This is a genomic window from Saprospiraceae bacterium (assembly GCA_016709995.1).
Taxonomy (GTDB): domain Bacteria; phylum Bacteroidota; class Bacteroidia; order Chitinophagales; family Saprospiraceae; genus JADJLQ01.
Genome location: JADJLQ010000003.1, coordinates 342999 through 357056, shown reverse-complemented (window position 1 = coordinate 357056; position 14058 = coordinate 342999). Strand labels below are relative to the sequence as shown.

Here is a 14058-nt window from a genome sequence, read left to right as displayed (position 1 = left end):
TCATATATCACTGATAATCTTATAGTTGTATTATTTATTTTTTTTATAAAGTGTACGATTTTGATACAATAGTGTGCGGTAAGTTTAGTCTTAACTGGATTTTTTCCATCCAATGAGCCAGGAGGGCATATTTGATGATATTCGACTCACTTTCATTCCTAATTAAATGCGGTGACCAATAATCTTCAATTTCTAATTAACTTAACATCTTAATTTCAGAAAAATGTCCAAATCCATTCAAAGTGTTTTCTACTGCTTATTCCTTTTCGCAGTATTAATTGGTTGCAAGACAAAAGAACAAAAAACAGAAGCCCTATCCGAACGGTTGGTCCTGGCTGATACGATAGAGCACCTGCTACGAACCAACCTGGTCGACATATGGTACCCCGCTTGCATAGATACCGGGTTCGGAGGATATCTTACTTCCTTTGACAAAGACTTCCGTCCAGGGCCCAATCAACAGAAAATGATTGTATCACAAGGCCGATTACTTTGGAATGCCTCAAAGGCTGCGATGCACTGGCCAGCTGACAAACAATTTATGTCCTATGCGAAGCATGGATTTGAATTTCTCAGAGATAAAATGTGGGATAAACACTATGGAGGTTTTTATCAATTGGTAGATCAGGCCGGTCATCCCCTCGGTGATACCTCTAAGACCGCTTATGGTAACTCATTTGGACTCTATGCCACAGCTACTTACTATATGATGAGTAAAGATCCTGAAGGCTTAGACCTCGCTAAAAAAACTTTTAACTGGCTCGAAGAACATAGTCATGACCCTGCTTTAAAAGGGTATTACCAACATCTGACCAAAACAGGAGCCGTCATACAACGACCAGCTACGACCCCATCTACTTCTGACCTGGGTTATAAAGATCAAAACAGCTCTATACATTTGCTAGAAGCGATGACCGCCCTCTATGAAGTGTGGCCAGATCCTCTGGTCAAATCACGCCTCGAAGAATTGATCTACCTCGTTAGAGATACGATCGTCAATGAAAAAGGCAACCTGCTATTGTTTTTTAAACCGGACTGGACCCCAATCAGTTTTAGAGATTCGAGCCACGAAGTGATAGAACACCAACATCTCGACTATGTATCCTGGGGCCATGATATTGAGACAGCCTATCTGCTCATGGAGGCTTCGCAGGTGGCAGGTTGGAAAAACGACACTACTACCTGGCGCATCGCCAAAAAAATGGCTGACCAATGTTTTGCCGGAGGTTGGGATGATACGGTTGGAGGCTTTTTCGATGATGGATATTATTTTAAAGATGTGCCGGGTATCACCGTCACGCAGGCCACTAAAAATTGGTGGACCCAGGCAGAGGGGCTTAATACACTACTGATATTATCTGACCTCTATCCGAATGACCCTTTACAATATGCTGATAAATTCAAAAAACAGTGGTCTTATATCAATACCTATCTCATCGATCATAAGCGTGGAGAATGGTACTCCAGCGGCCTGGACAAAAGTCCGGAAAATGTAGATCGAGGCAAAGGAAATATTTGGAAAGCGGCCTATCATCAGTACAGGAGCCTGGAAAATTGTGTGAAGAGGTTAAGGGATACAGAAAAACCTCATCAATAATCAATCTGTACAATATTAGAAAGCGATCTTTGATCCAAAAAAAATTGCTTATACGGAGATGCTCTAATTACCTTTAAGCATCCTTTTTTTTCTACTAACCCATCTGGTCATCAAGAACCATATTTTAATGCTTAAAGTCATTAAACCACATATCAATTAAAAAAAATAATTAGGAATTAATTAGGAATATTCAATATTGTGGATATATTTGTCCTTTATTATTTATTAAATACTCTATATGAAAACAATATTTAAGTTTGGATTCAGTCTGCTTCTTATGGGGAGTGGCCTTTTTTTTATTCAATCATGTACCAAAGACAATAGTAAGGAAGGGCAGCTAGAATTCTCGGACACAAAAGAATTTGATGCTTCCGTCCCATTGGCCTGGAACGAATTAATTACAGAGATTGACCGCTTCTCCACAGGATACAGACCACCGGCTGCAGCCCGCATGTTTGGCTATGTTGGACTGGCAGCCTATGAAGCTGTAGTACCAGGTATGCCTGAATATCAATCTTTGGAAAGTCAGTTTAGCGGCTTAAAGCTTCCAAAAATTCAAACTGGAGCAGCTTATCATTGGCCCACAGTTGCAAATGCGGCATATGCTAATATATTACGCCAATTTTATTCACAAATCAAGGTTGCGGATTTTGAAAGGATAAATACGCTGGAGTCTAAATTCAATTTGAAAAACGAATCTATTTTGGAAAAAGAAGAGTTAGAGCGATCAAAACTTTTCGGCAAAGACATCGCCACAGCCGTGTTCAACTTCAGTGTGACGGATGCAGCCGGCCACGAAGCTTATAAAAATCCAACCCCCAATAGCTATATTCCTCCTAAAGTGGGGCCTAATGGCGAAAAACTGTGGCAACCTACCCTACCAGATTATTCCCCAGCTCTGTTTCCATATTGGGGTCAAGTAAGACCATTTGCCATGAAAACCAGCGACCTTAGAGCAAAACCGCCTATACCTTACAGCGAAAATCCTGGATCCAAATTTTACCTACAAGCACTCGAAACCAAAGCTTACGTTGATAATTTAAACTTTGAAGATCAATGGATTAGTCAATTTTGGAGCGATGATTTTTTTGAAGTAACCTTTGAGCCTGCAGCAAGACAACTCGTAATAGCCAATCAACTTGTCCAACATGAAAAGCTTAGTTTGGATCGGGCAGTGGAACTATATGCAAAACTTGGAATGGCTATGGCTGATGCAGCTATATCTATCTGGTATTCTAAATATACCTATAATGTCAGGCGGCCGGTAGAATATATCCAAGAACTGATAGACCCAACCTGGAAGACCCAAATGAACCACCCTTATACAAATATGAAGGGAATGTCGCCAAATTTTCCTGCTTATCCTTCCGGGCACTCTGGTTTTGGAAGTTCAGGAGCAGCTATACTTACTGATATTCTAGGTAGTAATAAATCCTTTACGGACAATTGTCACAAAGATCGATTTGAGTTTTTAGGTGCTCCGAGAAGTTTCTCTTCCTTTAGTGTCGCAGGGTTAGAAAATGCATACAGTCGAATTACATTAGGTGTACACTACCGTATGGATTGTGATGAAGGCGTCAGATTAGGCAACCTTGCTGCAAAAAGAGTAATCGAATTAGAATGGAAAAAATAATTTCAAAATAAAACGAACAATTTTTGGAACAATAACAACTCATTGACCTTTAACTTTGATGACTCCTAATTAATTAATCTTTAAAAAAGACTTACCGGATAAAACTCCATCGATCAGGTCTTTCAAACTCGTCTCGCTATACAATTTGAGAAGCTTTTCCTTAATCGGTTTATATCTGCCATGAAATGGACAAGGCCGTACCTCCGAACAATCTGATAAACCCAGACTACATTGCTTTAAAACTTCTCCATCTATAGCTAGAATGATATCAACGAGTTTTATTTTATCCAGCTTATTCTTATTCACTTCAAATCCTCCTCCAGGTCCCTTAATGGAAAAAATAATTTTTTCTTTTACAAGCTTCTGCAATATTTTTGAAGTAAATGCTTCGGGTGAATCTATTTTTTTAGCAATAGTAATCAACCCTAACCGATTTCCATTCACAGATTCCGACGCAATCAAAATGGAAGCCCGAATGCCATATTCACATGCTTTTGAAAACATTAATCAAAATTTTATGCCAAAATACGCTATTATAAATTTATCTCGCAAAATTTTATATCAATTTAAATAATCTTAAAAAAACTAAGATGGATTTTGCAAAATCAATTTGATTGGAATTTGAAATCTCAGTTATGTTACTTTTAAAGTTTAAACATATGAATCAAATCAATATCTTAATCTTAGGCTCTATACTTCCGATAAGTGTACGACTCTTACGGCTTTCTAAATCAAATGATACCTCAAAATCAAGTTCCATAAAAGGATCATATCGGATTGGTGCAACTACTGGCAGCTTCCATAAGAATTCGACCAATTAAGCCAAGTCCATTTATCAACTTACTGTAAAACATAATGATCTAAAATAAGTACTATAAGATTACATTGAATATAAATCGCCTCGCTTACAACCCAAATAAATTATCCTTCTTTATGCTGAAAGGCAAACAACGGTGAAGTATTTACCCCCAATTTATTTTAAAATCATACCAAATAATGAAAGAAAATAACAAAAATAATTTCAGAATCTAATATTATTGGATATATTTGTCCATTATAAATAATTTCTCATAAGACCGATCTTTTAAATTCTTTTAATTTATGTAACATTTTTAAAAATGGAAACCAAGAACCATCAACACGACGGACAATCCAAAAGCATCAGTTATTTTATGAATACTAAAAACTGGTGGGGCCCATTATTGTTTATTTTTATCATAAGCGTACTGGGAGTAGGAATGATCGGCTATCAAACTTATAATGAAGCTCCTCCCTTATCGAATTTTAAAACAAATTCCGGTGATCTTGTTATTGATAAAGCAGAAATCACTATGGGTCAATTAGTATTTCATAAATATAACTTGATGGAGTATGGAAGCTTCTTTGGGGACGGGGCTCAGCGAGGACCTGATTTTACAGCTGAAGCTTTAAATCAGGTAACTAAAAGTATGAATATATTCTATGCCAATGAATTTAAACTACAAAATGGTGCCGGACCTTCTGAATTTGAAATGAGAACGATCGAGGATCGAACGAAAAAGGACCTTAAACAAAACAGGTATAACCAAAAGAAGGATATTATTTTTATTTCGGATGCGATGGCTTATGCAGTGGTAGAATTAAAAAAATATTATATAGAATTATTTTTCGAGAATAAGGAAGGCAGGGCCTTTTTACCTAAAAATTATATTGCTGATAGGAAAGATGTAGCTGCGCTGAGTTCTTTTTTTTTCTGGGGTGCCTGGGTATGTGTGACGGAAAGACCAGGAAACACCTTTAGTTATACACATAACTGGCCATTCGACCCGACAGCAGGCAATACACCTACCTCTCCAGTCATTCTTTGGAGTGTATTAGGCTTGTTAGGATTTGTATTGGCCTGTGGGATTGTCTTATATTATATAGGTCAATATAATCAACTTCCAAATAAATTTTTTAAACCTGCTACCAAAGATTTGTTTACTTCTGAAAGAGTTAAAAATTTCAAACCCACAAGAACTCAGAAAGCTACCTTTAAGTTTTTCTTTGTAGCAGTGATTCTATTTTTTATTCAGGTGTCGAGTGGTATCATTACGATCAATGATTTTATTCATTTTTTGGACTATTTCGGCCTCCATATAACTCCTAGGCTTCCGGTCACCATTCCTAGAAGTTGGCACCTTATGTTGGCTCTTTATTGGATATCTACTTGTTGGATTGCATCATCTATATTTATACTACCCATATTAGCCAAAACTGAAATCAAAGGACAGCTTCGTCTAATCAATACCATATTCGTGTTGCTATTTATTCTGGTAGGTGGCTCATTGACGGGAATGGTTTTAGGCCCTTTAAATCTATTAGGCAATAATTGGAATCTACTAGGTAGCCAAGGTTGGGAATTTGTAGATTTCGGCAAAATCTACCAGGCACTCCTGATGCTCATATTTGCGATATGGGCCATTGTGGTATACAGAGGCATCCATCCTGCTTTTGTCAAAGGGGAGAGTTGGAATCTTCCAAACTGGATCATGTATTCTGTGATTGGGATTCCCCTACTATTCATCTCAGGATTTGTAGCTAAGCCGGAAACCAATTTTGTGATAGCTGATTTTTGGCGCTGGATGGTGGTTCATATGTGGGTAGAAGCATTTTTTGAAGTCTTTATCACTGTCATAGTAAGTTATCTGATGGTCCTTATGGGTCTAGTCAGTAAACAAGCCGCCATAAGAGTGGTTTATTTCGCTACTTTATTATTTTTAGGTACTGGTCTCTTAGGGATATCCCATAATTTTTACTGGAATGCAAAACCCGTAGCAACTATGGCCCTTGGTAGTATATTTTCTACATTACAATTTGTACCTCTAATCCTTTTGACAGTAGAAGCCTGGAGGTTCAAAAACATGCCCAAAATAGCAGTGGGAGCTATGGAACATCAAAATCTTGGTGATTTCGGATTTCCAGAAGTATTTAGGTTTCTGGTGGCAGTAAATTTTTGGAATTTCTTTGGAGCAGGTGTTTTAGGAATTATAGTAAACCTTCCTATAATGAATTATTTTGAACATGGTACCTATCTAACTATAAATCATGCTCATGCTGCCCTAATGGGTGTCTATGGCAATATTTCAATAGCAGCATTACTATTTGCTTCCCGATTGCTTATAAAACCAGATAAATGGAATAAAAAAATCATAACCTTTTCTTTCTGGTCCATCAATGCAGGATTGATGCTCATGGTGGTATTGGATCTTTTCCCAGCTGGTGCGATCCAGTTCAAAGCAGTGGTAGAGCAAGGCTTATGGTATGGAAGATCACACCACTTTATTGAAAACGGGACTTTTCAGTCACTCACCTGGTTACGAGGTATTGGAGCTAGCGTATTTTTCTTTGGCGGAGTAATCCCTCTTACTTGGTTTATAGTATCTAGAATCATGCACCTTAGGCAATGGACTAGTATGCAGTCAGTGGACAAGTCAGCAATACCAGAGGTCACACCTGTTGCCGAATTAGAAGAAGTATATTAAATATTTTATTAACATCAAATTCTAGCATATTAATACATTTTAAAAACATACTCATGGAAAATAGTATATCAATAGTAAGCAACCCGATAAATGAAGGCCCTCAAAATATACTGAATTGGAAAGTAGGTGATTTGGTGAGCAAGGATCTTCGAACCATCGAAATTTTTATACAAAATAAAATCGATTATTGCTGCGGAGGGAAAACGACAGTTCTTGAAGCCTGTGTTATACGCAATCTGGATCCGATAAAAATTCAACACCAACTTCAAGAAATCATACAAGTACCATATGCTGATAATCCTGATTTCAACCCAATGGCCTTGAAGGAATTGGCTGATTATATCGTGCAAAAACATCATAGATTCGTTCAGAAATCTCTTAGAACACTCTTCGAACAATCCAACAAAGTGGTGAAAGTGCATGAGGGCCAACATCCTGAATTGATAGAAATTCAAAAACAATTAAATGCATTGAGTATCAATCTGGCACAACATATAAATAAAGAAGAAAAGATACTGTTTCCATATATCAAGTCATTAGAGGTTGCTCATGGCAGTCAACTCACCCCTGGAACACTTGCATTCAGAAGACTCAATCAGATTATTAATGTCATAGAGGCAGAACATGACGACGCGGCAGATCATTTAAATGTCATCAAAAAATTGAGTCAAAACTATACTCCTCCAAATGGCGCGTGTACATCATATCAAGCTTTTTATGAAATGTTAAAAGAATTCGAGGAAGACCTTCATAAGCATGTACATCTCGAAAATAACATTTTGTACCCTAAAGCAAGGAAACTCGCAACCATACCTTCAAATTAATAGCATCACGACAATATAAGTTTCAGACTATTATAATCTCATCGCCATAATTCCACAGTGGTTAAAACGGCATGTTTCATAAGCGATTCATGCCGTTTTCAATTTTTCCGAAAATTTAAAAAATATATTATAAAAATTATTTATATTTTATTTTTATAATATGAACAAATGATTACCTTTATTATAGTGGACATATTAGTCCATTATAATATATATCATTTATCATGCTTATATTCCAATTAGATGCAAGCTTTGTAGAAGCTTATAAATACATAGACCCTGGATTTGGGTTCAATGGTTTAGGTCAATTAACTTATTACCGCACTTACTCCCGAATCAAAGAAGATGGCACAAATGAACATTGGTATGAAACAGTCAGGCGGGTAGTAGAAGGGACTTACAGTTTGCAAAAGCAACATATTCTGGATAATGGACTTGGTTGGAATCCTAAGAAAGCTCAACGGTCGGCACAAGAGATGTACGACCGCATATTTCGAATGAAATTTTTGCCTCCCGGCAGAATGTTGTGGGCTATGGGAACATCCATCATTCAAGAAAAAAAAATAGGCCAAGCTTTATTTAATTGTGCTTTTGTATCAACAGAGTTCATCGATCAATCAGAGGAAGAAGCTATTAAACCTTTTATGTTTATGATGGATATGAGTATGGTTGGCGTTGGTGTAGGATTTGATGTGAATGGAAGTGAGAAAATAAAAATATACAAACCTGCTGACTGCCACCCTGAAGTATACAGCATCCCAGATTCAAGAGAAGGATGGGTAGAAAGTCTTGAAAAACTATTGAAGAGTTATTTTTCTAAACATTTCAATGAACAAACTGCTCACCCAGTCTATTTCTGTTATGATTCAATTCGTCCACCAGGTATGCCTATTCGTGGATTTGGAGGAATATCATCCGGACCTGAACCTCTGATCAAGATGCACGATCATATCCGAACTATTTTGAATACATTGGATCAAGGCTATCTGACTGTGACTGCCATCACGGATATTATGAACATCATTGGACAATGTGTAGTCGCAGGAAATGTAAGGCGCTCCGCACAGATCGCATTGGGAGACCATGAAAATAGTGAGTATCGTACGCTGAAAGATTACCGGTGGAATTCTGAAAAAGGGAAATACGAAGGTAGTATGGCACATCGGGCATCCTGGGGATGGGCTTCGAATAATAGTGTGTTTGTCAATAATGATACTGATTTTAAAACCCTAGCTCAACAAACAGCTATAAATGGTGAACCAGGATATGTGTTTTTGAATAATATCAAGGCTTTCTCCCGAATGTGTGATCCTGCTGATCACAAAGATGAAAAAGCAAAAGGAACTAATCCTTGTGGGGAACAAACCTTGGAGTCCTATGAATTGTGTTGTCTTGTTGAAACCTTTCCATCAAGAGCAGAATCCTATGAAGATTATTTGCGGACACTTAAATTTGCTTACTTATTAGGAAAAACTGCAACCCTCGTAAGTACTACCTGGCATGATACCAATAGAGTACAAAAGCGAAATCGACGAATAGGCACCTCCGTATCAGGCGTGACCAATTTTCTCGAAAAAAACTCTTTGGAAACCTTGCGAATTTGGCTTAAAAGTGGATATGCAGAAATCCAAAGGTGGGATGCCATCTATTCTTCCTGGCTTTGTGTCCCGAGAAGCATCAAGACAACGAGTGTCAAACCCAGTGGTACGGTCAGTCTATTAGCTGGAGTCAATCCGGGTTGCCATTTTCCAGAATATGAATATTACATTCGTCGAATTAGGATTGCAAAAAACTCATCTCTAATACCTTATCTAGTGGAGGCAGGGCTGCCCATAGAGGAAGATGTGGTGGATCATTCTTCCTATGTACTCTCCTTCCCTATTCATAACCAAGGGAAAAGTATCGCAAAAGTGTCTATCTGGGAACAAACATCCCTCGCAGCATTTCTTCAAAAATATTGGTCAGACAATCAGGTTTCCTGCACGATAACTTTTAAACCAACTGAGGCAGACATCATCCATGTCGTCCTCGAATATTTTAAGTATGATCTGAAATCAATTAGTTTTTTACCAAAACTAGAATCGGGTGCATACGCTCAAATGCCCTATGAGGCAATTACAAAAGAAAAGTTTTTAGAGCTGAACGCTTCAATTAAATACATTCAAATCAACCAACTCAAGGAAGACTCGGAAATGGAAAAGTATTGCGATAATAGTGCCTGCTTGATTAAATAAAAACCATCACTTTTCATCAATCATTTAAGTTGATGCTAATCTGATTATTATCTGGATAAAAGTCCAGAAAATACTGCATGGAAACTGAAAGAATATAAGATAGGTACAATTCTAAAATGAAATTTTTATATAGGTTGAAATTGCAAAACTTTCCAAAAAGTCTTTATTGAAACGGAAAATTAATAACTATCCGCTTCCTGTCTTATAACTCGTCACTGTTGATATCCATAATCTACGATCACTCCACCTACCTCTAACATTCCATTTTTCACACCTGCCTTTTCACCAGCACCAGTATAGACCAACACCATCGCCTGATCACCAGGAATCACTACGGATACTTTTCCTTTAATATTTTTTCTAATAAAAGAATGATGGATCAAATCATAAATATCAGATTTCTGATCACCTACATTTAACTCAATGGTTTTTGAGACAGGAAATGGATTAAAAAATAAATAAGTAGGATAAGATTTTTGCGTAACAAACATGTCCGTCTTGGTACAATCGATCTGCAGGATCTGTTCTACATTGGTCTTCTTTATCGTCCCTCCAAAGATCCCTACATGACTACTACCGTATACGCTAAACATCGTAGTTTGGGGCATGCCTTTCTCCCATAACGGTCCATCTCCCTGGGCCATGGGAGAGATGCCTTTCAAGGCCGGGTACCTGGATTCTTTGATAATGCCTTCATAAGCAATCACATTTTTGGTCAAAGCCTTATATTGAGGAATAGCCTGCAAGGAATCAGGCATATCATAAGCATAACAGAATCGAGCTGCATTAGAAGCATTCAGTACCCATTTACCGACGGCTCGTGCATACCTGGGATCATATCGTATCATGGCAGATAGTGGCAACATCAGGTCAAATGTATTCATCAGAAATCCATATCCTCCCTGGTCCGTCGTACTACCGGCTAAACCGCTCACATCATATGCGCCCCATTTATCCACTATGACACCCCAACCCTCTCGCCCGACAGCATCTCCATCAAATGTCCAGTCAAGAAACCTTTGTATATCGTAGTGCGTGCCGGCTTCTACATTCATCCGTGCTCCGATATAGGCAGCGATGGGCATCATCGCTTCATAAAAACGATTTTCTTTTTGACCGTAGAGTACATCCATCGCATTCCTGGCTGCCCGAAGATATTTTTCTTCGTGAAATCTCATCCAGGCTGAATACAGTACAAAAGCGTACCCACCGGCCACATCTTCCTGAGGTGTAATATGATTGGTCCCGGGTTTCATATTTTTAAAATCGAAAAACGAATAACTGTAATTATCTCCCATGATCGAATCAGAGCGATAAAACTGATCTGCTATCGTATGAAGGATGTCATCAAATCCTTTTTCTTGTGGATAATAATTGGCTACTGCAAAAAAAAGCATATTGTTATGGATCTCGTACCAAAAATCATTGCCATAGCCGCCACCAATATGAGCACCCTTGTTGGTGAAATCCATGATGACATTCCATCCATTGTCTTTGTTGAAATAATTTCTCAGCATGTGTACATAGTTCCTACCATCCTGATTGCTTTTATCAATCCCCACCAGGGTAGCTCCTAAAACGGCTCCCAATGCACCGAGTGCTTCATGATTTTCGCCGTGATTGATAGCTGGCCCCATTCTGCTGTCTCCAAGAGCTGTATAGATGCCAAAGGTGGTGTCAGGAAAATTTCGACCTGAGCCATCCAACCATATCAAAGGGAGATAATCGCCTCGCTGATTAAAATCAAATACATAACGGTCAAATTCAAGGGCCGTTTGTTTCCAATCTCTGTACCGGTAAGGCTGAGGGTGGTTGGGCATAAGTTCGATGCGTGGTATGGCCCTTTGCACTACTGAGGTAGAAGCAGGAAGGATCAATTTACTCACGGAGCATCGTGTCCACAATAGGGAGACACCGAGTATATACAGCGCTATTTTATAATTTTTGTGCATACTATTCGATTATAAATCTACTTTAATATCCCGGACTATACTCTTTGCCATAAAATATCCCATAAAATGAACTGCGGCTATCATCAATAAAGCATACCGCAAAGCAACCACCACACTCACATACCTGGCCAAAATGATAAACAAACCACAGCCAAACAATCGGCCAACATAAAGTCCCAGTTCATGGTTGAATATATAACTAAACTCATTGCGTTTTTCGATATGCGCGACCACATCGATGACCTTCAATTGGATAGGAAAATAAGCAATGTCTAATAAAGGTCTTGCAAATACCAGGCAAAGAATAAATAAGATGACTCCAAAAGCCGAATAAAGTACAGCATTGAATAAGGCGCCTAAAATAAATAAGGTACACCCAATACCATAGATGAATACCCTGTGCTTTGGTAGCGTCACCCTACCCAGGATATAAAGCAATACCGCGGACAGCAAAGCTGCTATACCCTGGATCAATCCCAGCGAACCCTCTTTACCGACCAGGCTCATCACTAACATGGTGGGAGCTGTCACGATATATCCCTGCGCTACCCCTTTCAAAGCAGCAAGGCGCAACATCTTATTCCACAACTTATCAAAATTAAAAAACAAAAAAGGAGCTTTGAGCGGATTTTGAAACTGACCACGGTGCACTAATATCGAGGCAAATATAGAAAGTAGAAAAACACAACCGGTGATGATATAATAAGCGACATTGACATTGCCAGCAAACCAATTGTTTTTGTCGGTAGCCGCAATAAAACCGCCTGCAAGCAAAGGAATGCCTATACCCGTGATAGTGTATAAAAAGGTTTCAATGCCATAATAATAATTTCGATTACCGTCTTTGGTCGTGTTGAGTGCGAGAAAATCACGATTGGCCCAAAAAAATCCGTAAGACAGACCCATGATCAGGCCGGCTACAAATACACCCACCGTACTGAGCTCTCCCAAAGACATCATAGCGGTCATCGAAACTCCGCTCAATATCATTCCTAAGGAATAGAGCCGGGATATGGGGACACGATTTAATAAAAAACCATTGATCATAAAAGTCAATGGGATGCCTGTATAGACTGCCAATTGAAAGATCACCACCAGGCTGATATCCGAAGAATTGCGCATGATATATGCACCGATAAATAATTCGATGATCGGATTGACCATGCCATATATCAGGTTGGTGATTAACAGCATCCGCATACTAAGAGGATGAGATTTAAAAAAATTTAATTCTTTAAAAAATTGTTGTAACATAAAACTTGGTTTAGCGGGAGTCAATCAATGATGACAAAATAGCTTTAATAGAAAAAGTTGCCCTACAAATGACTTGATCAGAAGCGCCATAATACATGATGATCTCATCGCCATTGATGATATGGCCATTGGTAAAAACTACGTTTCCAAAAAAACCCTGCAGCTCATAAGGCTCGGTAGGCTCCAGGAGGGGCTGCACGGACCGGGCAATGATCTTAGATGGGTCTTTGAGATCCAAGAGTACGGCTCCCAGTGCGTAACGGTGATGTTCATCTGCCCCATGATAGATCTCCAACCACCCTTTAGTAGTTTTAATAGGAGACGCTCCTGCACCCACTCTTGCAGAATCCCAGGAACCTTTTCGGGTTTGTAGTATACATTGGTGATCTCCCCAATGAAACAAATCATGGGATGAAGCTAACCAGATATAATTACCACCCAGGTCGACGCCGGAGGGTCGGTGAAAACAATAATATTTACTATCGATTTTTTCTTCAAATAAAGCGCAGTCTTTATTGTGCGGAGGGATAATCATTCCGCGTCTTTGAAAATTTTGCCAGTCAGCAGTCTGCATCAGCCCTACACCCACACCTTTGTCTGACACCTGGGTATACGTAAGATGATACAATCCATCAATGTAGCTTACTCTTGCATCTTCGATACCAAAAGTTTCTAATGGGCCTTCGCCAAAAATTTTGGTAACAGTATTAGTAGGTTCATAAAAATGGAGTCCATCCTCGCTACAAACCAATCTCAAATGAGAGAGTGTGGACAGGTAGACTTTGTTTTGGTATTTGACCATACGTGCATCAGAAAGATCCAGTGCCGGGTCATCCTGATTAAATTCGAGGACATTTACGCCACCGAGTTCATTTAAGATAGGCAGCGAAATCATTTTTTCCTTTTGAAATGGTCTTTCGGCCACTCTCAATAATAACCAGATTTTATTTTCAAATTTAAATACGCCTGGATTTAGCACACATTCGACTACAAATCCAGGTTGACTGGGGAGTATATCTTTGGTGGTAAGTATGGGATTGTGTGGCGATCTATTGGTCATT

The 14058-nt window shown here is 38.7% G+C and carries 9 protein-coding genes; 5 read left to right on the top strand and 4 right to left on the bottom strand.

Translation table 11 applies throughout. The annotated features are described in order from the left end of the window. Nucleotides 1-223 precede the first annotated feature (223 nt). On the top strand, nucleotides 224-1597 hold the full coding sequence (locus tag IPJ09_20435) for an AGE family epimerase/isomerase (GenBank protein ID MBK7373760.1): 1374 nt from the start codon (nucleotides 224-226) through the stop codon (nucleotides 1595-1597). Between the two features lie 238 nt (nucleotides 1598-1835). Further along, on the top strand, nucleotides 1836-3230 hold the full coding sequence (locus IPJ09_20430; GenBank protein MBK7373759.1) for a phosphatase PAP2 family protein: 1395 nt from the start codon (nucleotides 1836-1838) through the stop codon (nucleotides 3228-3230). A gap of 69 nt (nucleotides 3231-3299) precedes the next feature. Here IPJ09_20430 and IPJ09_20425 read toward each other — a convergent pair whose 3' ends face one another. Beyond that, nucleotides 3300-3734, bottom strand: a complete 435-nt coding sequence (locus IPJ09_20425; GenBank protein MBK7373758.1) for an Rrf2 family transcriptional regulator — start codon at nucleotides 3732-3734, stop codon at nucleotides 3300-3302. Between the two features lie 614 nt (nucleotides 3735-4348). Here IPJ09_20425 and IPJ09_20420 point away from each other — a divergent pair. From IPJ09_20420 to IPJ09_20410, 3 genes are all read left to right on the top strand, one after another. Further along, entirely contained in the window at nucleotides 4349-6733 is a 2385-nt protein-coding gene (locus IPJ09_20420) for a cbb3-type cytochrome c oxidase subunit I (GenBank protein MBK7373757.1), read from the top strand. Nucleotides 6734-6786: 53 nt separating this feature from the next. Then, a complete protein-coding gene (ric, locus tag IPJ09_20415) occupies nucleotides 6787-7557 on the top strand; it encodes an iron-sulfur cluster repair di-iron protein (GenBank protein MBK7373756.1) in 771 nt (256 codons plus the stop codon). 224 nt (nucleotides 7558-7781) lie between these two features. Beyond that, on the top strand, nucleotides 7782-9791 hold the full coding sequence (locus tag IPJ09_20410) for a fused protease/ribonucleoside-triphosphate reductase (protein MBK7373755.1): 2010 nt from the start codon (nucleotides 7782-7784) through the stop codon (nucleotides 9789-9791). 212 nt (nucleotides 9792-10003) lie between these two features. Here the strand turns inward: IPJ09_20410 and IPJ09_20405 are convergent, their stop codons facing one another. From IPJ09_20405 to IPJ09_20395, 3 genes are read right to left on the bottom strand one after another with little or no spacing between them, the layout of a single operon-like run. Continuing rightward, on the bottom strand, nucleotides 10004-11743 hold the full coding sequence (locus IPJ09_20405) for a hypothetical protein (protein MBK7373754.1): 1740 nt from the start codon (nucleotides 11741-11743) through the stop codon (nucleotides 10004-10006). A gap of 9 nt (nucleotides 11744-11752) precedes the next feature. After that, the gene (locus tag IPJ09_20400; protein MBK7373753.1) at nucleotides 11753-12997 is read right to left on the bottom strand and encodes an MFS transporter; all 1245 of its coding nucleotides are present in this window, start codon (nucleotides 12995-12997) and stop codon (nucleotides 11753-11755) included. A gap of 10 nt (nucleotides 12998-13007) precedes the next feature. Continuing rightward, a complete protein-coding gene (locus tag IPJ09_20395; GenBank protein ID MBK7373752.1) occupies nucleotides 13008-14057 on the bottom strand; it encodes a glycoside hydrolase family 130 protein in 1050 nt (349 codons plus the stop codon). Nucleotide 14058: the final 1 nt, after the last annotated feature.